Origin of the sequence: Streptomyces sp. NBC_00385 (genome assembly GCF_035917155.1) — a bacterium.
GTDB classification, from domain to species: Bacteria; Actinomycetota; Actinomycetes; order Streptomycetales; family Streptomycetaceae; genus Streptomyces; species Streptomyces poriferorum.
In genome coordinates this window covers 2,278,379-2,301,450 of sequence record NZ_CP107951.1, presented here as the reverse complement: position 1 = coordinate 2,301,450, position 23,072 = coordinate 2,278,379, and the positions used below count along the sequence as shown (strand labels likewise).

Genomic DNA, 23,072 nt, shown 5'->3' with positions numbered 1-23,072 from the left:
CTTCCGATAATTGCGGTCAATCATTCGAAATATTTCGATGATCGTGGCCCCTCCTCGGCCGGTCGCACAGAGCGGAGCCGCCCGCCCCCCTCCGCCCCCTACCGCGGTAGCACCCGCACATTGGCCCCCGGGTATGACGCCCGACGCCCGTCCGTTCCCGCACGCTCCATCCCGTCAGCACGAGCATCGCGAAGGGCAGAGCATGAGGCTACGCAGCGGCAAGCAGCAGCGGACGGACGAACGCCCGGACGCCCCGGGCACTCCAGGTCTCGCCGTCGAACTGCGCGATGTCCGGCGGCAGTACGGCCGCGGCGCCGGTGCCGTGCACGCGCTGGCGGGCGTCGACCTCGCCCTCCCGCGCGGCACGTTCACCGCGGTCATGGGCCCGTCCGGGTCCGGCAAGTCCACGTTCCTGCAGTGCGCCGCGGGACTGGACCGGCCGTCGGCGGGCTCCGTGCGCCTCGGCGGCACGGAGATCACCGGCATGGGCGAGAACGAGCTCACCGAGTTGCGCCGCAGCCGCCTGGGCTTCGTCTTCCAGGCCTTCAACCTGCTGCCCTCGCTCACAGTTGAGCAGAACGTGCTGCTGCCCATGCGCCTGGCCGGTCGGCGCCAGGACCGCCGCAGAGCAGCCGCGATGCTCACCCAGGTCGGGCTCGCCGACAAGGCCAAGCGCCGCCCCGGCGAGCTCTCCGGCGGCCAGCAGCAGCGCGTGGCCATCGCCCGCGCCCTGGTCACCGCCCCGGACGTGGTCTTCGCCGACGAGCCCACCGGGGCCCTCGACACCGGCACGGCCGCCGAGGTCCTCGGCCTGCTCCGGCACGCGGTGGACACCCTCGGCGCCACCGTCGTCATGGTCACCCACGACCCGACCGCGGCCGCCTGGGCCGACCGTGTGCTGTTCCTCGCCGACGGCGCCTTCGCCGACCGTCTCGACCGGGGTACGCCGGACCGGATCGCGGCCCGGATGGCGGCGCTCACCGCCCGTACCTCCCGCACGGGCACGACGGCGGGGGCCGCGGCATGAGGATCGTCCCCAACGGGCTCGCCCGGGCAGCCGTCCGCTTCAAGCCCGCCTCGTTCGCCGGGACCTTCGTCGCGCTGATGATGTCCGCGCTGATCGTCACGGCCTGCGGCATCCTCCTGGAGACCGGCCTGCGCGCTTCGGTCCCCGCGGAGCGGTACGCGCAGGCGCCGGTCGTCGCGGCGGCCGACCAGTACGAGTACGTCGTGACGGGCAGCGGCGAGGACCGCGAGGAGGAAGCGGTCCCGCTGCCGGACACCGCACGGGTCGACGCCGCACTGGCCGACAGGGCCGCCGCGGCGCCGGGCGTCGCCGCGGCCGTCGCGGACCACACCTTCCCGGTACGGGCCGGGGACAGCTCGCTCACCGCGCACGGCTGGGGCGCGCACGCCTTCACCGGCACCGCGCTCACCTCCGGGACCGCACCCCGGACCGGCGAGGTCGTCCTCGACACCGCCGCCGCCCGCGCCGCGAAGGCCGCCGTCGGCGACACCGTCGCACTGCGGACCGCCGCCGGGCGGCAGGACTTCCGCGTCGCAGGCCTCGCCGAGGCCGGACCCGGGGACACCGCCCGGAACACCGGCACCGCGGGCGCCCTTGCCTGGTTCGCCGACGCGCAGGCCCCCACGCTCGCCGGCCACCCCGGCAAGGCGGACGCCATCGCCGTACTGGCGCGGCACGGCACCGATGCCGACACGCTCGCCGGCTCCGTGAACAAGGCCCTGGCCGGATCCGGCGCCCAGGTGCACGTCGGCGACGACCGCGGCGCGATCGAGGACCCGGGCCTCGGCTACGCCAAGGACACGCTCTTCGGGATCGGCGCCTCCTTCGGTGGCATCGCCACCATCGTCGCCGTCTTCACCGCCGCCGGAACCGTGACCCTGTCCGTGTCCCAGCGCGCCCGTGAGTTCGCGTTGCTGCGCGCCATCGGCGCCACCCCGCGCCAGATCCGCCGCGCGGTCGCCTCCGAAGCACTGCTCGTCGCGCCGCTCGCCGGGATCATCGGCTGCCTGCCCGGCATCGCGCTCGCCCACTGGTGGTTCGGGCAACTGCAGGACCGCGGCGCGATCCCGCAGGCCGTGCAGGTACACGTGTCCGGGCTCCCGGTCCTCGCCGCCGTCGCCACCGGACTGCTCACCGCGCTCGGCGCGGGCTGGGCGGCCGGCCGCAGGCCCGCGAAGATCAAGCCGGGGCAGGCGCTGTCCGAAGCGTCCGTGGAACGGCTGCGGCCCGGTGCGGTCAGGACCGTGCTGGGTCTCGGCGCCCTCGTGGGAGGAGCGATTCTCACCGGCGTCTCCGCCAACTCCACGGGGGACGACGCGGCCGGGGCCGCCCTCGGCGTCGTCATGCTCTTCATGCTCTCCGTCGGGCTGCTCGGCCCACTGGTGGCGCGCGTGTGCGCGGGCCTCTTCGGCCTCCCGCTGCGCGGCGCCGGCCCGGCCGCCGGACTCGCGGCCGCCAACTCCCGTACCAACGCCCGCCGGCTCGCCTCCGCGATCACCCCGATCGTGCTGGCCACGGCCTTCTCCTCGACCCTCGTCTTCATGCACACGAGCGAGAACCACGCCGCCGACAAGCAGTTGCGGGCGGGCATCACCGCGGACCACGTGGTCACGGACCCCGCCGGGCTCCCGGTCGACGCGGTGGCCCTGGCCGCCCGCGCGCCGGGCGTGGACACGGCCGTCGGCCTGCTGAGCACCCAGGTGCTGGTGCCGGTCGGCTCCGGGGAGTTCAAGGCGCTGCAGGGCGCGGCCGTCCAGGGCGTCACCGGTTCCGGCGCCGAGCTCGCGAAGGTGCAGGACCTGGACGTACGAGCAGGCAGCCTCGACCGGCTCGGCAAGGACCGCATCGCCATCGACAGGACCCTGGCGGACTCGGCGGACGCCGGTGTCGGCGACCGGCTCCCGCTCTACCTCCCGGACGGCACGAAGGCCGCCCCCGAGATCGTCGCGGTCTACGGCCGCGGTCTCGGCCTGGCCACGGTGACCATGGACCGGCCGTCCCTCGCCGGGCACGTCACCTCGGGATTCGACAGCACTTTGCTGGTACGCGGCGGCTCGGCGAAGTCACTCACCGGCCTGGGCACGGTCACCGACGCCTCCGGCTACGCCACCGAGCAGAGCCTCGACGCGAAGCTGGGCGCCTGGTCCAACTACATGATGGCCGCGGTCCTCGGCGGCTTCGCCGCCGTCGCCGCCGTCAACACGCTCGTGATGACGGTCCTGGACCGCCGCCGCGAGCTGGGCACCCTGCGCCTCATCGGCTCCACCCGGCGCCAGGTGCTGCAGATGCTCCGCTGGGAGAGCCTGCTGGTCTCCACGGTGGGCGTGGCCCTCGGCACGGCGATCGCCGCGGCCACACTGATCCCGATGATGCACGGCATGACCGGCGAGGCGCCCTACGTACCGCCCCTGCTGTACGGATCCTTCGCGGCCGCCGCCGGCGGCCTGACCCTGCTCGCGGTGACGCTGCCCGCGCGGGCGGCACTCCGCCGCTGGTCGTAGTCCACGCACACGGGGCGGGAGCCGGCGCGATGCCCGGCTCCCGCCCCGAATGCGTGTCCTCGGGCCAACCCGTCTCTTCCGCCCGTCGCCGGTCATCGTCGGCCGTGGCCGGGATGGCGTTGCCGATGCCGAAACCCCTTCAACCAGGAAGTCGCCAAGGCCGCCCCGGCCGGCGCCGGTGTGGTGAAGGCGTCCAACACCGTCTGCCGCCAGGTCCTGGAGAAGGACCGGTCCGACGTCTTCATCGCGGTGGCGACGCGCGGGCCAAGGCGCGTGTGGAAGCGTTCGTCGAGAGTCTCGGGCTGCGCCCGCCGGATGTCGGCGGACTGGGAATGGCGCACTGGCTCGAAGGCGCGGGCGTGGTCGCGGTGGGCCTCGCCAACCACGGGGTGGGGAACGTGAACTTCGCCCTCGGCGTCACCGGACTTCCCGCCTGAGCGAACGCCGGGGTAGGCCCCGACCCGCGCTGAACGATGAAAACGCGCTGGTCGGGGCCCATCTGCCTAGCACTCGATGATGTTCACCGCGAGCCCGCCGCGCGCGGTCTCCTTGTACTTGACGGACATGTCCGCACCCTGTCGCACTATGCCTTTGACCTGCATGTTCGGGGGTAGATGAGCTGCCCTGCATGCCAGCAGGGACTTCTCAGGGACTTTCGACCGGGAGGGGTCCCGCAGCCAGGCGTCCATCGCGGCGATCCCTCGCTGCCCCGCACCGGGCATGAAGTGAGCGTAGTGGTCGAGGGTGACCTTCGGTGTCGAGTGCCCGAGCCACTTGGACAGGCTGACGACCGACTCGCCGGCCTCCAGCTGCACGCTCGCGTAGGTGTGGCGGAGGACGTGGAACATGTCCTCGCGTGGGGCGGCGTAGAGCAGGACCCGGCGAACCCGGTTGCCGTCGTGCCGTACCTTCTCGCCCACGGGCTTGATCAGCCCGGCGGCGGCGAGCGCACGCTTCCAGCTGCGGTCGTTCCAGGTGCGGTAGTAGATGCGGTTGCCGTGCGACGAGGTGAGGATCAGTTCGACCGTGATCGGCTTCCGCTGGCGCTCCTCGAGCGCGGTGGTCGGGGCCTCCGGGTTCCGCCAGGGCAACGTGCAGGAAGTCGACGGGAATCGGCGGAAGTGAGCTCGGGCCCGGAGGGCGAGGTTCGCCGGCAGGGGGACCTCGCGGGTCTTGCGCCCCTTGGGGAGCGAGAAGTAGGGGCGGCCTTTGATGTCCCACCTGAGCTGGCGGCGGATGTGGACGACTCCAGCCGCGAAGTCGAAGTCCTCTTCGGCGAGACCGAACGCTTCGCCTTGGCGCAGCCCGAGGCCGATGCCGAGATCGACCGCGATCTGGTAGCGGTCCTGCAACTCCGCGCGGACAGCGTCGACGACCTCACGTGACCACGCCTTGGCCTTGCTGTCGATCGCTCGTGGGGGCTTGACGCTGTTCTTCATCTTCATCGGGTTGCGCAGCAGACGCTGGTCGTCGACGGCGCTGCCGAGGATCGAGGACAGGTGTCCCCAGATCACCTCTGCCGTCGACTCTTCGACCCTCGTGAGCAGTGTTGCCTTGAAGGTCCGTAGAGCGGACGCGTCGATCTCACGCAGGGCGTAGTCGCCCACCAACGGGATGATGTGGTTCCAGATGCGGCTGCGCATCGGGTCCGCCGTCGAGGGTTCGTCGGAGCGGCCCGCCCACCAGTACTCGGCGATGTAGTCGGCGAGAAGTATCTCGCCCTTGCGGGGATCGACGAACTCACCACGGCTGGAGTCCGTCTTGGCGATGGCGAGCCATTGCTTCGCGTCCTCGCTGGTGTGGAACGACCGGTCGTGGATGCCGGGAATCCCCTTCACTCGGTAGCGCTTCCCGGTGCCGTAGATCGCGGTCCGCTCCCGCTTCCCGGTCAGCTTGTCGGGGCGCTTCTTCAGCCATCGGTCTTCTATGTAACCCGCCATGACGGGGCCCTCCAGTGGTGCGTGATCATGAGCTGGTCGGTGCTAACGCGATCTGCGGCACGATCCAATCCCCATCCGGAGAACTTCTTCACGGGGGAGACCGGACGCGTAAGCCACCGCGCTACTTCACGGCCTTTGAGCGCCGTTGCGGCTTCCGGTTCAGCGGGTCAAGGGCGTGGTTGGAGCGGGAGTCCGCTCGCTCCTGATCGCAGACCCACTTGTCGAGCGCCGTGATCCGATACATCACGCGCCGTCCCATGCGGAAGCTGGGAGGCCCCTGTCGGCGGTGTCGCCAGACGTACAAGGTGTTGGGGGAGATACCGAGATACTCGGCGGCCCTGGGGAGGGTCAAGAAGGCGGCCTGGGATGCTGCGCGCGGCTCCGGCATGGGTCGACTCCTGTCGTGTGGGGTGATGACAGGACGAGATTCCAGGGAAAGGCCGAGTTGGACGAACCGGGTTCTTGCGATAAAGAGGGCGTCGCTGAAATGGATCTTGTGATGCCGAAGCAGCTCACGGTGGTTGTCCGCTGCGCTAAGGCCGAGGCATGGGTCTGTTAACGAGAGTGGGACTGCCCACCCGTCGGACAGCCCGGTTCATGAAGCGCGAGTTCGCGGTCAAACTGTGGGTCGGCGCATAACTGACCTGGAACGGAGACGCCGTGACGGACCTCCCCACAGACGGCCAGCCCATCGAAGCCGTACCGACGGAGTACAGCGGCACCACTTTCCGTTCTCGGCTCGAAGCCGACTGGGCCTGCACCCTCGACACCCAAAGCATCCTCTGGCAGTACGAGCCTGAGCGAATCACCCTGCCGTCAGGGGCGTACTACCTGCCGGACTTCTGGCTGCCCGAGATCGGGACATGGCTTGAGGTCAAGGGACCATCCACGCCCCGTAAGGAAAAGGCCGTCGAGCTGGGCAAGGCGCGCGCCTGCCCCTGCGACGGCCCCTGCTCCTGTGCGTGGCCCGGGGGCGAGATGGTCCTCCTTGGCTGGGTCGCGGAACGCACCCATGGCGACATCAACGCGGCTCGCAGCCGTTCGGGCTATGCCAGTTGGGCCGCCGCTCACGGGCCCAGCGCGTACTTCGTGTTGTGCCCTTGGTGCGGGCTCAGACAGTGGATCACTCTGCGCCGTCCGTGGAAGTGCCGTGCCTGTTGCCGCAGTCTGGAAAGCGAGGAGCTCTACCAGCCCCACGACCGTGTGCTGCCTTTCGGGAGCGGCTCGGTGTGGTCGCCTGCGGACATGGCGGCCATCCGCGGGGAGATCGCCGAACAGATAGCTGAGGCATAGACCGCCGACTCGGAGCGCTCTCGCAGGGCGGCCCCGTAAGAAGAGTGAGGGCGCATAATGCTCGCCCATTCGCGGGTGAAGGTCCACTCTCGGCCGGCACCGATTGGGCGCCGTGCGGCTGGCGGCAATTCGACGGCTCTCCAGGGCGGTCGGCCTGGGGTGGTCTTCCACGGACTACCACCCGCTGGCCTGTGCCGAACACATGGATAGGGTCGCGGTACCCGAGCTGGAGAGGTAGCCGCATGGACCACGAGATCGTGATCGCGCAGACGACCAGTGACAACGAGGAGCAGGCGAAGACCCTCGCCAGGGGCGCTGTCGAGAGCAAACTGGCGGCGGGCGTTCACATCGATGCGCCCATCACCGCCTTCTACTGGTGGCAGGGGAAGGTCGAGGCGGCTCAGGAGTGGCGGATCTCCTACATGACGTCGTCGGATCGCCTCCCCGCGCTAGAGGCATGGCTGCACGAGAGGCACCCTTACGACGTCCCCCAGTGGGTCACGCTGCCTGTGACCGGAGGGTCGGAGGCGTACTTGTCCTGGGTCCTCGACGAGACGCGTCCGCAGTAGAGGTCACCACCGCGGCGCTCGCCCTCACCGAGCCTGTGTGCTTGGACGCTTCACAGCGTCGCGAACGTCAGCAGGTGGCTGGCCAGATCATGCTCGGTGTCGGGGAGCTCGGCAGCGATGACCTGCGCCCGCTGACGGCCCATGGTGTTGGGCTTCGACTCCGCCGCTGCAGCGAACTGGTGCGCGACGTAGGCCCCGCGGTCTACGTCGCCGCCGCGCAGAAGTGCCGACGCTAGGTCCCCGAGGACAACTACACCGGACTCGGGTAGTTCACCGCCGAGGCGCTCGACTGCGGAGTCGGCCGTGGCCGTCAGCTCCTGACGTTTGAGTTCGCCGTAGACCGAGAGGGTTAAGGAGTCCATCCGGTACGGCGTCACGAAGCGGACCCACGCTTGCTCGCTCGTATGGTCGGCGAAGTCATAGGCGAACCTGGCCTGGTCCAGCGCGCGAAGAGCGGCAGCGTCATCGCCCGACTGAGCGGCCTCCTCCGCGTACCGGCCCAGAGCCCATGCTGCGGCGGTTGCATTGCCACGTCCGCGCACGTCCTGAGCTGCCTGCGAAAGCATCTCCAGCGCCTTAGCAGGGCTGGGGGCACCGTAGCTCGCGTAGCCCAGAGCCAGGGCACGCAGAGGGGGGTGCCCAGCCTTCTTCGCGCACTCCGAGGTCACTCCGTAGTAGGAGGTGGCCTTGTCGTGCTCGCCCAGGTCCCAGGCGACCCATCCGGCAAGAGCGGCTGTCTCTCCCGCCGCGATGGTCAGCGCTCGCTCGTGGGTTCCGGCGCGGGGAAGGGCTGCGGTGATCGCGTCCAAGTGCGCCTCGACCCGAGACTGCAGGCTGAGCGCGCTCTCGTTCAGTTCGTCCACATGCAACCGGGCCGCATGATCAATAAGCACCCCCGCTGACTCGGGGTCGATCTTGGAACCCTTGCTGAGTGCATAGGCCAGCCGGCCCCACGGCTCGGCAGCCGCAGCCGCACCGATGACCGCGCCTCCCAGCAGCGTTCGGCGTTTCACGTCGTCCAGGTCCTCTGCCTCGCCCTTGTTCTTCTCTCGCCGCCTGGCGCGGGCGGCTTTCGCCTCGCGCAGCAGCGGCTCCAGCGGGACGCCACAGGCCAAAGCGATGTTCCCCAGGGTGTGGTCCGTCGGAACGTTGGCACCGTTCTCGTACCGGTTCACCTCTCGGCGGGTCATCGTTGCCCGGCCGGAAGCGGCATTGATCGCACCGGCCTGCTCGTCCTGCGTCCGATTCGCGTTACGTCGCAGGTGACGGAGCAGCTCGGCAAATGGATCCACCGCCATGAGTCTGACCCCTATCCGTGGGAGAAGGCCAATACTCCCCTCAACTCCCCTCTGATTTTCCCCCTTGACAAAGATTTCCCCCTCCGGTTTCCCCTGTTCCGGATCGCGCAGTCACGGTGCGATGTGCGCATGACCACGCACCGGACAACAACGCCACCCCGACCTGGGGGCGACGACGGTGGCGCCCACGTCGTCGGCGCCGCGACTGCTCGGTGCCCGCTGGCTTCTCACGTCTTCGAGATGGCCATGGAGCCGATGGATGAGCACGTCGCTCAAGCACGACGAACCACGGCCACCGTTCTGAAGCGGTGGTCGTTGCCAGAGGCGCCGGCAGAGGACGCCCGGCTCGTCGTCTCGGAGTTGGTATCCAACGCGATCATCCACGGCTCCGGGGACGTCCGACTGCAACTACGACACGACGACCACGAGCTTCAAATCAGAGTCACCGACGACAGCACCGCACCAGCGAGGCGACGACGTGCAAGCGCCCTCGGCCTCGGTGGTCGAGGGCTGCACCTCGTCGCTTGCCTGTCACTGCGGTGGGGCGTCGCGGACGGTGGCCGAACTACGTACGCGGTCATCCCCACTCTCACGGAGGCACCCCCATGTCGCCGCACAACGCAGTCAAGCACGGAGCCGACGTGTTGAGCCTCGTTGCCGTTGATCGGAGGCGAGAGAAGCACACGGGCGGTGGGGCGCCGGCTGCTGGCCATGACCACCCGAGATGGGCTCGCACCTCTCCCCGAGCGAAGCGCCAGTCCCGAGCTGGTCAACTCCGAGGCTTACGGGAGCACTTCTACCGACAGGTCGTCGACGCGCGGGCCGATCAGCCGCTGCGCGTGCTGGCGTACAGCTTGGTACCGAGTCCGAGGGCCCGACCTGACGAGGACTGGGGGACGCTGCAGGCTGAGGCCGACCAGCTCGGTTACGCGATCGCCGCCCGGCTCCACGATGTGGCGGTCCCGGTGACCACGACGTACTTCCCGGCATCCAGCGCGAGCCAGGGCGTCTACACGCCGCCTTGGGATCGACCTGGCTGGCTGGAAGCCGAGCGGCAGCTCCGAGAGGGCTTGGCCGACGGCGTGATCGTCCTCGACCGGCACCACATCAGCTCCGATGACGACGAGTACCACGCCGTAATCAAACATCTGGGCGAGCACTGCCAGGCGTTTCTCCACCTCGTGATCTCCGAGGAGCCCGTCGCGCCGACTTGAAGGCGTCCACTGCTCTGGATGGACAGGAAGGGCTGGGGCTGGCGGCAGATCAGCGCCCAGATCGCCCTGATCGCCGCCGTGAGCGTCGCGCTCGCCTTCACCTTCAAATACCCCTGACCGAGGGCTGACCATGACTTTCGAGGGACACACCGATCGTGCGCCGCGCCTCCTGCCGCACCGCGAGCAGGGCGAAGCGCTCCTCGCCATCCGGGCGGCTGCCCCGTCGGCGCCCAGCGAAGAGGGCATCGATCTCTTCGCCGTGCCCGCCGGTGAGGTTCAGGGGCGTGGCTTCAACCTCTCGCGCTTTCACCGGCTCTCGCGCCTGCCGGCCGCGCCGAACGGATCGGTCTCGCCTTCGACTGACGACCCGCCGGAAGCGGCCTGACTGGCCCGGCCCGGTACCCCGAGTTGGAACTCGAACCGGCCTCGGCCCTCTGAGGCGCAACAGCCACCCCTGACGAGAGGATGATCATGACCGTTCCCACTCACGAATCGCTACCGGCTCCGGCCGCGCCGAGCGACCACAGGTCGCGCGCTCTTCTCCTCGACCTCGACGGCGTCCTGCTCGACACGCGTCCGGTGATGCGGAAGGCGTGGCAGAGGGTCCAGGAGATCCATGACGTCGCGCTCCCCTTCCGTGACTACGAGCGTCACCTGGGCAGGGAGTTCGGCGACATCATGCAGCGGCTGTGTGTGGCCGATGCCGAGGCGGTCCGCCGGACGTACGAGGCTGAGTCCGTGGCCACCGCGCACCTCGCGGAGGAGTTCGCCGGCATCGTCGAGACGCTCCACGCCTTCGTGGCCGCCGACTGGCGGCTGGGCGTCGTGACGTCCAAGCACGTCGACCGGGCGGCCCCGCTCCTCGCGCGCCTCGGGTGTCCCTTCGCGACCATCCGCACGCCCGCCGGCGCGGGCCGGACGAAGCCGGCCCCGGACCCACTCCTCTTGGCGCTGGTCGACCTGGGAGTCGACCCAGCCGCCGCCGTCTACGTGGGTGACATGGCGGTCGACCAGGAGTCGGCCGCGCGCGCCGGCGTCCCCTATGTACACGCTGCATGGGGCTATGGGCAGCCGACGGCTCCCGACCCCGAGACGGCCGCGTCGCCCAAGGAACTGCTGAGCCTCCTCCCCGCCAAGCAGCTCGTCGAGGGGAGCACGGTGTGAGTCCCCGCACGACTGGTGGCCTCGGCCTGGTCCGCTCCTCCAACGCCGGGAAGCCGACGTGGGCGCTCGTCGGAACCGGCGCCCTCGCGCACGCGCGAACCGACCACATCCACACCACGGACCTGGAAGCGACGACCGTCGACAAGCAGGTACTGCGCGCCGGCGTCGCAGACGTCATGGCCGCCCTCGACCACTACAGCGCCAAACTGGCCTCCACCCCGGGCGGAGCCGACTGGCTCCACGTCCAGCACGTCCCCGTGCGACGCTTCGTCGCTGAGATCGTGCGCAAGCTCCTGGCCCTGAACTCCTGGGCACCGTTCGCCTCGGCCCCAGGGCCCCTGGCCCTGGCCCCGTACGAAGGACTTGTGGGACTGCGTTCGAGCAGCTCGCGTGAGTACCTGGCCTACACCGTGACGTGGTCCGGCGTCGCGTACGTGCTCGGTGCTGCGGCACCGCACAACCCGACCCGCTCCGCCCAGCTCCGCAACCGCGCCCGGACGAGTACGGCGAACACGGAGCCGAGTCCGCTCCCCTCGGATCTCGGACGGCAGGACGTTCTGGCGCTGTCGTGGACCTCCCGCCACGCGGCCACGCTGACCCCGGTTCTCGCCGAACTGGCGCGCGGCGGGCAAAGGAGTCTCCTGCTCGATCTCGCCACCGATGACACCGAGCGGTGCAGCGCGGGATCGGTCACGGGTATCGAGCTGCGCTCGGCTCCGAGCGACCTCTTCACCCTCTCCGGCACTGCCGAGGGCCTCGACCGTCCCGACGACGAGCACGCCGTCGAGGTGGGAGGCCACGGCGTCCAACTTGCCCGGCTCGTACGGCTCTTGTCCGTGCTCTTGGAGACCAGCGGGGGCTGCACCCAGCCCTCGTGGCGGACGGTGGTGCGGGCGGAGAGCTGGCTCGACGACATCCTGTCGACGACCCGGCCGCACACCGTCCTGCTGAGCAACGACACCAGCCCCCTGGGCGTGCTGGCCGCGCACGCCGCCGAGCGGCACGGGGCGAACTCGGTTCACGTCCAGCACGGGGCCTGGACGGCGGAATCGGTCGCCTGGCCAGCCCTGCACAGCCGCCACATCATCGTCATGGGTGAGCGGGACCTCGCCCTGGGCCGAGGGTGGGCGCGCCACCCCGAGGCCGAGGTGAACGTCCTCGGGCAGCCCCGCTTCGACGTCCTCGCCGGCCTGAGCCGTCAGGCTCAGCGCCGATACCTGGAGAAGCTGCTCGCTTCGGGGGGCCGCCGCGCGCCCGCCCGGATCGCGGTGTGGGCCTGCCAGCCCTTCAACCCCGATCACCTCAACTCCCACGCGGACCTCCTCCTGGACGGGCTCGCCGAGGCGGACGGCGACTGGGGGCTCGTCATCGCTCCACACCCGGCGCAGGGAGCCGACGCCTTCAACGCTCTGGTGAAGCGGGCCGGCGGGACGCCCGTCGCGGTGGCCGATCCCCGGGTCGGAGCACGAGGCTGCCTCGTCGGCGCTGACGCAGTAGCGAGCGCGTACTCGACGTGCGGGATCGAAGCCGCACTGTTCGGCATCCCGGTGTTCGAAATCGGCCTGCCGGGCGAACGCACGCTGGGCCTGGCCGGTCACGGACTGGCGACCCGGTGCGAGGCCACTGGTGACGTCGCCCAAGCGCTCTCCGGCGTGCGCGGGGGCCCGGCGCCGATCCCGCGGGCGGCCCTGGACGCGGTCTGCCGGTGGCGCGGCGACAGCGCTGCTCGGATCGCCCGGCTCATCACCGACCGCGCCCCCTCCAGCCCGAGGGCCGACGACTCCACCCACCACCACCCGGGCGCCGCTGCGTCGCCCAGGACGAAGGAGCATCCGTCCGATGACATCCCTCACGGCCGACAGCATCGCCGAGCTGTTCTCCGGCGCCGTCACACTGGCCAAATCCGGCGCGAAGATCAGCCCCCGGGGCATGGCCACCCACGAAGTCCGCGACGTGCACCTGCTGCTCACCCAGCCGCGTGCCCGCCTGCTCTACGCCCCGCCCGCCCGCATCGTGAATCCGGCCTTCGCCGTCGCCGAAACGGTCTGGCACCTGTCCGGATCCGACGCCTCGTGGATCTTCGACTACAACAAACGGCTGCGGCAGTTCGCCGACGACGGCGTCCTCCTGGGGGCGTACGGGCCCAGGATGCGGAGCTGGGGCGGCAAGGTCGACCAGCTGGCCCGCGTCGTCGAGATTCTCCAGGCCGACCCCGACTCCCGGCGCGCCCTGATCCAGCTCTACGACCCAGCCCAGGACGCCGCCGGGCACAAGGACGTTCCCTGCACCCTCGGATTCCGATTCCACCTGCGCGCCGGCCGCCTGCACATGGCGACCATGATGCGCGGCCAGGACGTGTGGATCGGCATGCCGTACGACGTGTTCTTCTACACCGTGTTGCACGAGCTGGTCGCCGGATGGCTCGACGTGGAACTCGGCGAGTTCCACCTGCACATCGGCTCGCTCCACATCTACGACGAGCACATCGAGCAGGCCGACGCGCTGACCTCGCTTTCGGCGAGCGAGGTCATGCCCGACCTGCGAACGCCGTGGAAGGGCTTCGGCGGCCTGCTCGACCAGGTCGAGGCCCGCGACGTGACCGGCCATCCTGGCTGGGACGCGATGGCCGAGACGCTGCGCAGTTACCGGCTGTGGAAGGACGGCAAGCGCGAGCAGGCGTGGCGGGCGGCCGACACGATCGACGGGCCCCTCGGCCAGGCTCTCACCGCCTGGTACGGAGAGCTGGAGCGGCGCTCGGCCAAGCGCGCCGTGACGGCCGGGGCAAGGTGACCGCCGCCATGAAGCGCATCCCCTTCGTCATCCTCGGTCTGTGCTCGTACACCCACGACTCCTCGGCCGCGCTTCTCGTGGACGGTGAACTCGTCGGCTTCGTCGAGGAGGAACGCCTCTCCGAGCAGAAGCACACCAAGCTCTACCCGTCCCGCGCCGCGGGATGGCTCTTCGACCAAGCCAAGCTGAGCGCCACCGACGTGGACGCCGTCGCCTACAACTTCCAGCCCGCCCGCTACCTCGCCGAGTCGCCCGCCGCCCTGCGCATGGCGCTCTCGCCGACCACGCGCGACCGGAGCCTGGCCCGCGCCCACGGGTTCGCCAAGGTCGCTCTGCGGACCCGGCGGCGGCTGCGCGTCCTCGGCAGCCAGTTCCCCTCGGCCCGCGTCACACCGGTCCTGCACCACCGAGCCCACCAGCTCACGGCCTTCTCCTCCTCCGGCTGGGAGGAAGCCGCCGTACTCGTGGTCGACAGCCTGGGCGAGCGGCAGACCACCACCATCGCCCACGGCCACGGCGTTCAGCGCCCCCGCGTCCAAACCCTGGAAGCGATCAACGACCCGTCCTCCCTCGGCTACGTGTACGGAGCCGTTACCGAGCACCTGGGCTGGCGGCGGGGCGACGAGGAGGGCACCGTCATGGCGCTGGCCGCCCTCGGTGACCCCGCCCGGTTCCGCCACCTGTTCACTACGGCCGTCCGCACGACGGCCACGGGCTTCCGTATCCACCCCGGCTACTTCCCGACGCGCACCCTCACCTCGGGATACCCGAGGACATCCAGGCGGTTCGTCGCCGAGACCTGCCCCGAGCGGCACCCGAGCGAACCGCTCACCGACGTCCACCGAGACCTGGCGGCTGCCCTCCAGGAGCGGACCGAGCAGGTGATGGTCCACCTCGCCCGCCGCGCCCGTGTGCTCACCGGCTCCCGGCGCCTGTGCATGGGTGGCGGCGTCGCCACGAACTGCGTGAGCATCGGGAAGATCATCGAGGCTGGCATCTTCGACGAGGTGTTCGTCCCGCCGGCACCGGGGGACGCCGGAACCGCGATCGGGGCCGCCCTCGCCGTGCACGTCGACGCGCGCACGCCTCGCCCGCTCGCCGGCATCGCCCGCCGCTGTTACCTCGGCCCCTCCTACGAGGACCAGCCCCTCGACCTGACCCCCTGGCCCGGCCTCCACCAGAAGACCCTCGGCATCGAGACCGCCGAATTCCTCGCCGACCAGCTCGCCCACGGCGTGATCGCCGGACTCTTCCAGGGAGGGGTCGAAGCCGGGCCGCGCGCCCTGGGCAACCGCTCGATCCTCGCCTCCCCACTGGAGACCGGCGTCGTCGAGCGGCTGAACGCCACCGTGAAGTTCCGCGAACCGTTCCGGCCCTTCGCCCCCATGGTCCCGGCCGAGCGCGCCGCCGAGTTCTTTACCCTCGGCCAGCCGGCGCCCTACATGTCCATGGCCTCCGGGGTGACAGACCTGACGCGCGAGCGGGTGCCGGCCATCGTGCACGCCAACGGCACCTCCCGCCTGCAGACCGTCACCCGGTCACAGAACCCGTTCATGCACGCGGTGCTGACCGCCTTCGGCCGCCGGACCGGCGTACCCGTGCTGATCAACACCTCCCTCAACGTCAAGGGCAAGCCGATCTGCGGGACACCCGAGATGGCCCTGGACTGCCTGGCCAACTCCGGGCTCGACGCCCTGCTCCTCGAAGGGCGGTGGATCACCAAATGAAGATCGGTTACAGCTTCTGGGGCTTCCTCGGCAACGGCGTCACCGACACCCCCGACGGAGGCCGCAGCCACCGCCGCCCCTTCATCGACGCCCTCGTTGCCCGCGGTCACGAGATCGTTTTTCTCCAGGCCGACCGCGATCGCCTTGAAGCCGGTGACGACCTCGGCGGCGCGTACACCTTCGACGACGGCCTGCCGGGCATCGACGCCCTGTTCCTGGAGTGGCGCTGGGCCATCCCCGGCCGCAACACCACCGTGTGCGGCAGTGAGGGGCACACCTGCGACCTCCACCGGCAGGCCCAGCTCATCAACCACTACACGGCCCGGTCCCAGACACCCACCGTCATCTGGGACAAGGACCGCACCCTGCGGGCCGAGAGCGTGTGGCGCCGTACGGCTCACACCCGCGTCTGCGAGGCCGCGCTCGCGCCGACCCCCGGCGCGCACTCGCTGCTCTTCCCCGTGGCCGAGGACCTCCTCGCCCAGGCCGACCCCCTCACCCTGGCGGCGCGGCCTCGGGATCTCGCGCTCGGCTACGTGGGCAACCAGTACGACCGCGACGAGCCCTTCGACCGCTTCTTCGCCCCGGCCGCCGCCCGCGTCGAGCACCTGGTCGCCGGGAAGTGGACGAAGACCAGCCGCTGGCCGCACGTCCGATTCGCGGGCCGGATCCCGTTCGAGGCCGCCGCCGGCGTCTACGGTCGGTCCCTGGTCACGGTGCTCATGCTGCCCGAGCGGTACGCCGCCGTCGGGCAGATGACCCAGCGCATCTTCGAGGCCGTGCTCGCCGGCTGCCTGCCGCTGGCCCCGGCGGACATCCGCTTCGCCGACCGGTTCGTCCCGAAGGAGCTGGTCGTGCGCTCCGGCAGCGACGTGCTCGAACGCCTCTCCTATCTGCGCGAGATCGCCGGCACCGAGCAGCACGCCGCCCTGATCGCCGCGTGCGTGGACCGCCTGCGCCTGTTCGGCCTGTGCAAGCAGGTCAACACCCTGGAGTCCGTCCTGCACGGCCTCCTCCAGTCCACCGCGACCGAGCGGGGAGCTGCCTGATGCAGACCGCTCGATCGACCACGGCACACGGATCTTCCGGGCGCGTCCCGGAGGATGGGTCCGCCGGACACCCGAACCTCTCTACGCTGGAGCACCATGAAAAAGGTCGCCATCGTCGGCTGCGGAGGCAGCGGCAAATCCCACGTGGCCCGCGAACTGGGCACGATCCTCGACGCCCCGGTGACGCACCTGGACGCCGCGTTCTACGACGACGAGTGGAACGCGTTGCCCCTGGACAAGTTCACCGACGTGCAGCGCGAGCTGGTCGGGCAGCCGCGGTGGGTGATCGACGGCAACTACAACTCGACGCTGCAGGTACGGCTCGAAGCCTGCGACACGGTGGTCCTGATGGACGTGTCGACCGTGGCGGCGCTGTACGGGATCTTCTCCCGGCAGATCCGGCACGGGGCCGGGCACAAGGGCAACGGGGTGCACAACCGCATCCACTGGGGCGTGATCAAGTACGTCGCCACGTACCGGCGCAAGATGCGGCCCCGCGTGATGGCGAAGATCGAGGAGTTCGGCTCCGGCGCCGATGTGGTGCTGCTGGCCAACCGGCGTCAGACGCGCCGCTGGCTGCGGAAGGTCGCCGCCGAGCAGTCCTGACCGGTCCGCGCCCCCTGTCAGGGGGTGCGGCATGAACGAGCCCAACCCGTTCCTGGACCCCGCCCGGCAGTCGGAGTTGTACGGACACGCCTCGCGGCTGGCCGGGCGGACCAGCGCCCTGATGCGCGCCAAGACCGCCGGACATCCGGTGCCCGAGACGATCATCAGCCTGGTGCAGACCCACCATGCCCGGCCTGACCGGCTCGGCGTGGTGCTCGACATCGGATGCGGTCGCGGCACGAGCAGCCTCGTCATCGCCGAGCAGCTCCGGCCCGAGCGCGTCGTGGGCCTGGACGCCGCCCCTTCCTTGCTCGCCAATGCGCGCGAGCGCGCCAAGGACCTGCCCGACAGCACGGTGGAGTTCGTCGAAGGCGACTTCCACGACCTCCCTCTGCCCGACGGGTCGAGCGATGTCGTCGTCGCGGCGTTCTGCCTATACCACTCGCCGCGCCCCGAGGACGTCGTCGGGCAGATCGCCAGGGTTCTCGCCCCCGGTGGTGTGGCTGTGCTCGTCACCAAGGGCCTCGACAGCTACCGGGAGATGGACCAGCTGGTCGCCTCCGCCGGTCTTGATCCGCGTGCCGCCCAGCACGAGAGCCTCTACACCGTAGCCCACAGCGGCAACCTCGCCGTGGTGGCCGCCTCCTCGCTCGACGTGATCGCCGTCCTGGACGAGGAGCACGTCTTCACCTTCGACGGCCACGACCACACGTCGCAGTACCTGGCCACCAATCCCAAGTACGACCTGGTGCCCGGCTTGTACGGCAACCCCGGGGCCTTGGCGGCGACCCTGCACGAGTTCCTTCCCGACCAGCCGCTGACCACCCGGTCCCGGATCACCTTCGTCGTCGCTCAGCCGAAGGAAGGAGGTGAGCCGGCATGAGCCCCGCCTCGTTCACCAAGCGCTACGCGGAACCGGAGCGCGCGGCGGGGGCGGTGCGCCACTACCGGTGGATCACCGCGCACGCCAAACCGCTGCGGCAGCCGGCCCTCCACACCGCCGGACCGCAGTCCCTGACGTTCGAACGGATCGAGGGCCGCTCCGTACGCCCCGATGACCTCCCGCGCGTGGCGGAACTGCTGGGCCACGCCCACGGTGCCGCCTGGGCCAGCGACCTGCACTCAGCGTCGCTGGACACCCCGCACCACTTCCAGGACGGCACGCAGTTCGACGACTACCTAGGTCCCCGGAAGGTCGCCCTACGGCGACGCCACGAGCAGGGCTACCTGCCGAACAAGACGGCACTGCACGCGATGCTCGGCCTGCTGGAAGCGACCACCGAGGGACCGTGCGCCTTCTACAAGGACAGCAACCCGCGGAATTTCATCGTCACCAGCACGCAGGACATCGTCGCCGTCGACACCGACGACCTGTCCCTCGCCCCGATGGGCTACGACCTCGCCAAGCTCGTTGCGACGCTCCACCTGACCTACGGGCCGCTCACGGACCAAGCCGTCACCACCGCCCTGCTCGCCTACAACGCGGCAGCCCGACGCCACGACGCCCGGCTGGGCACCACGGACCGAGGTCAGCTCGACAGCTTCCTCGGCCTGCACGCCGTGTTCACCGCCCCATACGTCGGCCGCAACGGCTACCACTACAGCCTGCCCCTCCGTTTCAGCCACCGAGGAGCCTCATGATCACCACTGAACTCGTCTTCGTCCGTCACGGCCAGGCCCAGTGCAACGCCGACGGCCTCGTCGGGGGCCCGCGCACCTGCACCGGCCTGACCAACCTCGGGTACGCCCAAGCCGAACAGGCCGCACGCCGCCTGGCCACCGAGCACCTGAAGAAGCCCTTCGACGTCGTCTACACCGGCCCGCGGATCCGCCTCGTCCAGACCGGCGAGATCATCGCCCAGACGCTCCAGATCCCCGTGCACCACGACGACCGACTCGACGGCCCGGTCCACGGCGACGCCGACGGCCGGCATTGGGACGCGGTCAAGACGGCCGCCGACGGCGGGCCGCACGCCCACCCCGACACGCCCTGGGCCAACGGCTCCGACACCTGGAACGGGTTCCTGGAGCGCGCCAGCAGGAACCTGAGCCAGCTCATCAAGGAGAACCGAGGCAAGCGCGTCGTCTTCGCCGCCCACGGGGAGACGGTGATCACCGCCCACACCCTGCTGCTCGGCATCCCGATCGGCTCGCCCGCCGGATTCACCCACAACCACGCCTCCATCACCCGCTGGCAGCACCACCGCAACCGCCTGGGCCAGACCCGCTGGATGCTCGACCGGCACAACGACACCGAGCACCTCAGTCTCCTCACGCCGGAGCCGACCCCGTGATCGCGACCTCGGACGACCCCCGGATACAACTGGCGCACCACCTCCTCGGCGCAGTCGACATCGCAGCGGACCCCGCGCTCCCGCCCCGCGTCGTACGCCTGGTCGCCGGCGACGGGCGTCAGTTCATCGCGAAGCAGCACGCGGAGCGAGACCGCTACGCCGGAGAACTCCACGCCTACGCGGCGTGGGGCAGCCACCTGACCGGCCATGCGCCGGAGTTGGTCGGCCGGGATGACGCCACCCGCACCCTGCTGCTCACCGCACTCGCAGGCGACCGCGCTGACACCTTCGCTCCGGGCTCGCCCGAGGAGGAGCTGGCCCACCACGAGGCCGGGCACGTGTTGGGCAAGCTGCACCGGGCCACGGCCATGCCCCAGGGCGGTGCCGTCGGCTCCTCGCTCGCCGAGCGGTTCCAGCGGTGGATCGACCGGGCCATCCACGCCGACCTGCTCGACGCGGCCGAGGAGAACCTGCTGAAGCACCACGCGGTGATCCTGGGCGCCAGCCACATGGACAGCGCGATCTGCCACCTCGACTACCAGCCGCGCAACTGGCTGCTCGGCGACACCTTCGGCATCTACGACTTCGAGCACATGCGACGCGACGCCCGGGTCCGCGACTTCGCCCGGCTCGAATTCCGACGCTGGCAGGCCGCACCCCACCTCCGCACCGCCTTCTTCGACGGATACGGACGCTCGCCCAACGACACCGAACGCCGCCTCCTGGAGTCCTTCGGCGCCATCGAGGCGACCACATCCCTGGTCAAGGGCCACCAGGAGAACGACGCCGCCCTCAGCGCGCACGGCAGAACCGTCCTGTCCCGGCTCACCTGACCAGCCCCTTAGACGACACCTTTCTGGAGATCCCGTGCCACAGCACGAGCAGCCCCCGACCAACGCTTCCCCCCGACGGGCCGTGGTGACCGGCTCCGCCGGATTCATCGGCTCCCACCTCGCACACGCCCTCGTCCACGCCGGAACCACCGTGATCGGCGTGGACCGCCGAGACCCCTCCACCGACCCAACGGCCGCCGCCAACCTCGCCCCGCTGCGAGGACGCCCGGGATACCACCACGTCACGGCCGACCTCCTCCACTGCGCCATCGACCCCCTTCTGATCGACGCCGACGCGGTCTTCCACCTCGCCGGCATCCCCGGCGTGCGGCCCTCCTGGGGACCGCAGTTCGGCGACTACCTTGCGTCCAACGTGCTGGCCACCCACCGGGTCCTCGAAGCCTCCACCCGGATCGGCGTCCCCCGACTGGTCGTCGCCTCCTCCTCCAGCGTCTACGGTCCGACCGACGGCGACGCGAGCCTCGAGACCGACCGCCCCAATCCCGCCTCCCCGTACGCCGTGACCAAGCTGGCCGAGGAGCAGCTCTGCCTCGCCTACGCCGAGCGCTCCGGCGGCCCCGGCGTCGTCGCCCTGCGGTACTTCACCGTCTACGGCCCCCGGCAGCGCGCAGACATGTTCACCCACCGCGCTCTGTACGCCGCCCTGACTGGACAGCCCCTGCGCTTGTACGGAGACGGCCACCAGCGCCGCGACTTCACCTACATCGACGACGTGGTCGCCGCCACGATCGCCGCCGGCGTCGTCCCGAACGCTCACGGCCCCATTAACGTCGGCGGCGGCTCGAACGCATCGCTGCTGGACGTGGTCAACATCGCCAACAGCTTCACCGGTCGCGAGATCCAGTTCCACCAGGACCACGTGCGCAACGGGGACGTCCTGTTCACGCGTGCCGACCCCAGCCGTGCGGGAGAGGTCCTCGGCTGGCAGCCGCGCGTCGACCTCCACGGCGGACTGCGCGCCCACATGCAGGCTCTGGCTGCCCCGGTTCCGGACTACAGCCGGGCTGCGTAGCCCTACGCCTCGGAACCCGAGAGGAGTGCCCATGGAAACCCCCGAGCGAGCACGGCTGGACGCCTTCTTTAGGAGGATCACGGCACAGTTCCCCGCCGGGCAGGCGATCACGACGCTGGTCATTACCCACCTGCTCCCGGAACGACCGGCGTTCTTGCACGCCATGACCGCGGTGTCCACGATCGGCGCCGTCCTCCCCAAGCCCCGGTCGATTCACCGGCCGACCCTCGACATCGTCCGCCGCACCCTGCCGGTCCACGATCTGACCCGGGAGCGGTTCACCGACGAGACCCAGGCCCTGCACTACCTGGAGGACACGGCCGGTGGCCAGGACGTCGTCCTGGTCGACATCGGCGGGTACTTCGCGGCCAGCCTCGACACCCTCGTGAACAAGTTCTCTGGGCGCATCCTCGGCGTCGTCGAGGACACTGAGAACGGACACCAGCGGTACGCGGCTCTCGGCTCGCTGCCGTGCCCGGTCGTGTCCGTGGCCCGCTCACCGCTCAAGGACTGCGAGGACCACCTCGTCGGCCGGTCCATCGTGTTCTCCACCGACGCCCTCGTCCGCGCCCGCGGGGACATCCTGACGAGCCGCAGCGCCTGCGTCATCGGGTTCGGCAAGATCGGCCGCTCGATTGCGCAGACGCTGCGCGCCCAGGACCTGCGCGTCACCGTGTACGACAACGACGCGGTCAAGCGGGTACAGGCGCACGCCCTCGGGTTCCGCACCAGCTCGTCCACCACCGAGGCCGTCCACGACGCGGAACTTGTCCTCTGCGCCACTGGCAATCTCGCCCTCCGTCACGAGGATTTCGCCGCCTTGCGCAACGGCGCCTACCTCGGATCGGTGACCTCTTCCGAGGACGAGCTCGAACTCAGCAGCCTTGATGACGTCTACGAACGTCAGCTCGTCGGAACGCAGTTGACCCGATACGAGGTCACTGGCCACTACTTCTACGTTCTCGCCGATGGGGGTGCCGTCAACTTCGTGCACGGCGCCACCGTCGGCACCTACATCCACCTTGTCCAGGCCGAGATACTCGCCGCCACCGCCGCACTCAGCCACGCGCGACTCCAGCCCGGACTGCACGAGGTGCCGGCGGCCGACCGCGACACCATCGCCAGAATCTGGCTCCGCCACTTCGAAAGGTGACCTCGTTGCCACCCTCCACCGAACACGTCCGCGCCGTCACGGAGGCGTACCTCGCCCGCCACCCGGACGAACGCGACTCCCTGGCGCTGCTGTTCGCCGCGCTCGCCGGCGCGGACGCTCCCACCAGCCGCAAGACCTTCCCCGCCCACGTGACCTGCAGCGTCATCCTCATCAACGGTGAACGGCACGTGCTGCACATCGCGCACAAGGCGTCCGGGAAACTGCTGGCGCCCGGCGGGCACAACGAATCGGCCGACCAGCACTTGCGCGACGCCGCCCTGCGCGAACTGCACGAGGAGGCCGGCATCCCGCCCAGCGCCGTCGTCCCGCTCGCCGGCTACGAGGACGTTCCTCTCGACATCGACGTGCACGCGATCGACGCGAACCCGTCGAAGAACGAGCCGGCCCACCACCACGTGGACTTCCGCTGGGCCTTCCACTTCGGTGCGGAACATGCGGTGACACTTCAGGAGGAGGAGGTCGACGGCTACCAGTGGCGGCCGTTCGCGACCGCCGCCTCACCCACCGTCCGCGCCAAGCTCGCCCAGCTCACCTGAAGCCCCTACTCGTACCCGCCGACC

The 23,072-nt window shown here is 70.2% G+C and carries 22 protein-coding genes and 1 pseudogene; 20 read left to right on the top strand and 3 right to left on the bottom strand.

Going from position 1 to position 23,072, the window contains the following annotated elements; translation table 11 throughout:
* The first annotated feature begins 202 nt into the window (after window positions 1-202).
* From OG959_RS10105 to OG959_RS10095, 3 genes and pseudogenes are all read left to right on the top strand, one after another.
* Window positions 203-1,027, top strand: a complete 825-nt coding sequence (locus OG959_RS10105) for an ABC transporter ATP-binding protein (RefSeq protein ID WP_326657825.1) — start codon at window positions 203-205, stop codon at window positions 1,025-1,027.
* Window positions 1,024-3,528 (top strand): ABC transporter permease, encoded by a 2,505-nt coding sequence (locus OG959_RS10100; RefSeq protein ID WP_326657824.1) that lies wholly within the window; start codon window positions 1,024-1,026, stop codon window positions 3,526-3,528. The genes OG959_RS10105 and OG959_RS10100 overlap by 4 nt, the downstream gene beginning before the upstream one ends.
* A gap of 144 nt (window positions 3,529-3,672) precedes the next feature.
* A pseudogene (locus tag OG959_RS10095) lies at window positions 3,673-3,965 on the top strand (NADP oxidoreductase); the annotation flags it as partial.
* 66 nt (window positions 3,966-4,031) lie between these two features.
* Here the strand turns inward: OG959_RS10095 and OG959_RS10090 are convergent.
* Together OG959_RS10090 and OG959_RS10085 are read right to left on the bottom strand one after the other, a co-directional pair.
* Complete coding sequence (locus OG959_RS10090) at window positions 4,032-5,468, bottom strand: tyrosine-type recombinase/integrase (RefSeq protein WP_326657823.1); 1,437 nt, start codon at window positions 5,466-5,468, stop codon at window positions 4,032-4,034.
* Window positions 5,469-5,589: 121 nt separating this feature from the next.
* Window positions 5,590-5,856 carry a helix-turn-helix transcriptional regulator gene (locus tag OG959_RS10085; RefSeq protein WP_326657821.1) on the bottom strand — a complete coding sequence of 89 codons (267 nt, stop codon included), beginning with the start codon at window positions 5,854-5,856 and terminating at the stop codon, window positions 5,590-5,592.
* Between the two features lie 272 nt (window positions 5,857-6,128).
* On the opposite strand from OG959_RS10085, the gene OG959_RS10080 reads away from it, so the two are divergent.
* A complete protein-coding gene (locus OG959_RS10080; protein ID WP_148020828.1) occupies window positions 6,129-6,761 on the top strand; it encodes a hypothetical protein in 633 nt (210 codons plus the stop codon).
* Between the two features lie 242 nt (window positions 6,762-7,003).
* Window positions 7,004-7,330 carry a divalent-cation tolerance protein CutA gene (cutA, locus tag OG959_RS10075; protein ID WP_148020829.1) on the top strand — a complete coding sequence of 109 codons (327 nt, stop codon included), beginning with the start codon at window positions 7,004-7,006 and terminating at the stop codon, window positions 7,328-7,330.
* A 50-nt stretch (window positions 7,331-7,380) separates the two neighbouring features.
* On the opposite strand, the gene OG959_RS10070 is transcribed toward cutA, so the two are convergent.
* Window positions 7,381-8,628 (bottom strand): helix-turn-helix domain-containing protein, encoded by a 1,248-nt coding sequence (locus OG959_RS10070; RefSeq protein WP_326657820.1) that lies wholly within the window; start codon window positions 8,626-8,628, stop codon window positions 7,381-7,383.
* 129 nt (window positions 8,629-8,757) lie between these two features.
* Between OG959_RS10070 and OG959_RS10065 the strand changes: the two genes are divergently transcribed.
* From OG959_RS10065 to OG959_RS09995, 15 genes are all read left to right on the top strand, one after another.
* Complete coding sequence (locus OG959_RS10065) at window positions 8,758-9,276, top strand: ATP-binding protein (protein WP_326657819.1); 519 nt, start codon at window positions 8,758-8,760, stop codon at window positions 9,274-9,276.
* Complete coding sequence (locus OG959_RS10060; protein WP_326657818.1) at window positions 9,234-9,842, top strand: hypothetical protein; 609 nt, start codon at window positions 9,234-9,236, stop codon at window positions 9,840-9,842. Before OG959_RS10065 ends, OG959_RS10060 begins: the two co-directional genes overlap by 43 nt.
* A 130-nt stretch (window positions 9,843-9,972) precedes the next feature.
* Complete coding sequence (locus OG959_RS10055; RefSeq protein ID WP_148020833.1) at window positions 9,973-10,227, top strand: hypothetical protein; 255 nt, start codon at window positions 9,973-9,975, stop codon at window positions 10,225-10,227.
* Window positions 10,228-10,313: 86 nt separating this feature from the next.
* The gene (locus tag OG959_RS10050) at window positions 10,314-11,006 is read left to right on the top strand and encodes an HAD family hydrolase (RefSeq protein ID WP_326657817.1); all 693 of its coding nucleotides are present in this window, start codon (window positions 10,314-10,316) and stop codon (window positions 11,004-11,006) included.
* 1,839 nt (window positions 11,007-12,845) lie between these two features.
* Window positions 12,846-13,796 (top strand): thymidylate synthase, encoded by a 951-nt coding sequence (locus OG959_RS10045; RefSeq protein WP_148020836.1) that lies wholly within the window; start codon window positions 12,846-12,848, stop codon window positions 13,794-13,796.
* A gap of 8 nt (window positions 13,797-13,804) precedes the next feature.
* Window positions 13,805-15,523, top strand: coding sequence for a carbamoyltransferase family protein (locus OG959_RS10040; RefSeq protein WP_148020837.1), 1,719 nt, complete (start codon window positions 13,805-13,807; stop codon window positions 15,521-15,523).
* Window positions 15,520-16,572, top strand: a complete 1,053-nt coding sequence (locus OG959_RS10035) for a glycosyltransferase family protein (protein ID WP_326657815.1) — start codon at window positions 15,520-15,522, stop codon at window positions 16,570-16,572. Before OG959_RS10040 ends, OG959_RS10035 begins: the two co-directional genes overlap by 4 nt.
* A 96-nt stretch (window positions 16,573-16,668) precedes the next feature.
* Complete coding sequence (locus tag OG959_RS10030) at window positions 16,669-17,178, top strand: topology modulation protein (RefSeq protein ID WP_148020839.1); 510 nt, start codon at window positions 16,669-16,671, stop codon at window positions 17,176-17,178.
* 31 nt (window positions 17,179-17,209) lie between these two features.
* A complete protein-coding gene (locus OG959_RS10025) occupies window positions 17,210-18,061 on the top strand; it encodes a class I SAM-dependent methyltransferase (RefSeq protein ID WP_148020840.1) in 852 nt (283 codons plus the stop codon).
* Window positions 18,058-18,819, top strand: a complete 762-nt coding sequence (locus OG959_RS10020; protein ID WP_326657814.1) for a phosphotransferase — start codon at window positions 18,058-18,060, stop codon at window positions 18,817-18,819. The genes OG959_RS10025 and OG959_RS10020 overlap by 4 nt, the downstream gene beginning before the upstream one ends.
* Complete coding sequence (locus tag OG959_RS10015; protein WP_148020842.1) at window positions 18,816-19,472, top strand: histidine phosphatase family protein; 657 nt, start codon at window positions 18,816-18,818, stop codon at window positions 19,470-19,472. The genes OG959_RS10020 and OG959_RS10015 overlap by 4 nt, the downstream gene beginning before the upstream one ends.
* Entirely contained in the window at window positions 19,469-20,305 is an 837-nt protein-coding gene (locus OG959_RS10010; protein ID WP_148020843.1) for an aminoglycoside phosphotransferase, read from the top strand. The genes OG959_RS10015 and OG959_RS10010 overlap by 4 nt, the downstream gene beginning before the upstream one ends.
* A gap of 34 nt (window positions 20,306-20,339) precedes the next feature.
* Complete coding sequence (locus tag OG959_RS10005; protein ID WP_261991713.1) at window positions 20,340-21,338, top strand: NAD-dependent epimerase/dehydratase family protein; 999 nt, start codon at window positions 20,340-20,342, stop codon at window positions 21,336-21,338.
* A 31-nt stretch (window positions 21,339-21,369) separates the two neighbouring features.
* Window positions 21,370-22,491: an adenosylhomocysteinase gene (locus OG959_RS10000; protein WP_148020844.1), complete on the top strand. Its 1,122-nt coding sequence runs from the start codon at window positions 21,370-21,372 to the stop codon at window positions 22,489-22,491.
* A complete protein-coding gene (locus tag OG959_RS09995; RefSeq protein ID WP_148020845.1) occupies window positions 22,488-23,048 on the top strand; it encodes an NUDIX hydrolase in 561 nt (186 codons plus the stop codon). The genes OG959_RS10000 and OG959_RS09995 overlap by 4 nt, the downstream gene beginning before the upstream one ends.
* Window positions 23,049-23,072: the final 24 nt, after the last annotated feature.

Coding starts and splice junctions, on each gene's coding strand:
- OG959_RS10105 (WP_326657825.1), top strand. CDS start 203: ATGAGGCTACGCAGCGGCAAGCAGCAGCGGACGGACGAACGCCCGGAC.
- OG959_RS10100 (WP_326657824.1), top strand. CDS start 1,024: ATGAGGATCGTCCCCAACGGGCTCGCCCGGGCAGCCGTCCGCTTCAAG.
- OG959_RS10090 (WP_326657823.1), bottom strand. CDS start 5,468: ATGGCGGGTTACATAGAAGACCGATGGCTGAAGAAGCGCCCCGACAAG.
- OG959_RS10085 (WP_326657821.1), bottom strand. CDS start 5,856: ATGCCGGAGCCGCGCGCAGCATCCCAGGCCGCCTTCTTGACCCTCCCC.
- cutA (WP_148020829.1), top strand. CDS start 7,004: ATGGACCACGAGATCGTGATCGCGCAGACGACCAGTGACAACGAGGAG.
- OG959_RS10070 (WP_326657820.1), bottom strand. CDS start 8,628: ATGGCGGTGGATCCATTTGCCGAGCTGCTCCGTCACCTGCGACGTAAC.
- OG959_RS10065 (WP_326657819.1), top strand. CDS start 8,758: ATGACCACGCACCGGACAACAACGCCACCCCGACCTGGGGGCGACGAC.
- OG959_RS10060 (WP_326657818.1), top strand. CDS start 9,234: ATGTCGCCGCACAACGCAGTCAAGCACGGAGCCGACGTGTTGAGCCTC.
- OG959_RS10055 (WP_148020833.1), top strand. CDS start 9,973: ATGACTTTCGAGGGACACACCGATCGTGCGCCGCGCCTCCTGCCGCAC.
- OG959_RS10050 (WP_326657817.1), top strand. CDS start 10,314: ATGACCGTTCCCACTCACGAATCGCTACCGGCTCCGGCCGCGCCGAGC.
- OG959_RS10045 (WP_148020836.1), top strand. CDS start 12,846: ATGACATCCCTCACGGCCGACAGCATCGCCGAGCTGTTCTCCGGCGCC.
- OG959_RS10040 (WP_148020837.1), top strand. CDS start 13,805: ATGAAGCGCATCCCCTTCGTCATCCTCGGTCTGTGCTCGTACACCCAC.
- OG959_RS10035 (WP_326657815.1), top strand. CDS start 15,520: ATGAAGATCGGTTACAGCTTCTGGGGCTTCCTCGGCAACGGCGTCACC.
- OG959_RS10030 (WP_148020839.1), top strand. CDS start 16,669: ATGAAAAAGGTCGCCATCGTCGGCTGCGGAGGCAGCGGCAAATCCCAC.
- OG959_RS10025 (WP_148020840.1), top strand. CDS start 17,210: ATGAACGAGCCCAACCCGTTCCTGGACCCCGCCCGGCAGTCGGAGTTG.
- OG959_RS10020 (WP_326657814.1), top strand. CDS start 18,058: ATGAGCCCCGCCTCGTTCACCAAGCGCTACGCGGAACCGGAGCGCGCG.
- OG959_RS10015 (WP_148020842.1), top strand. CDS start 18,816: ATGATCACCACTGAACTCGTCTTCGTCCGTCACGGCCAGGCCCAGTGC.
- OG959_RS10000 (WP_148020844.1), top strand. CDS start 21,370: ATGGAAACCCCCGAGCGAGCACGGCTGGACGCCTTCTTTAGGAGGATC.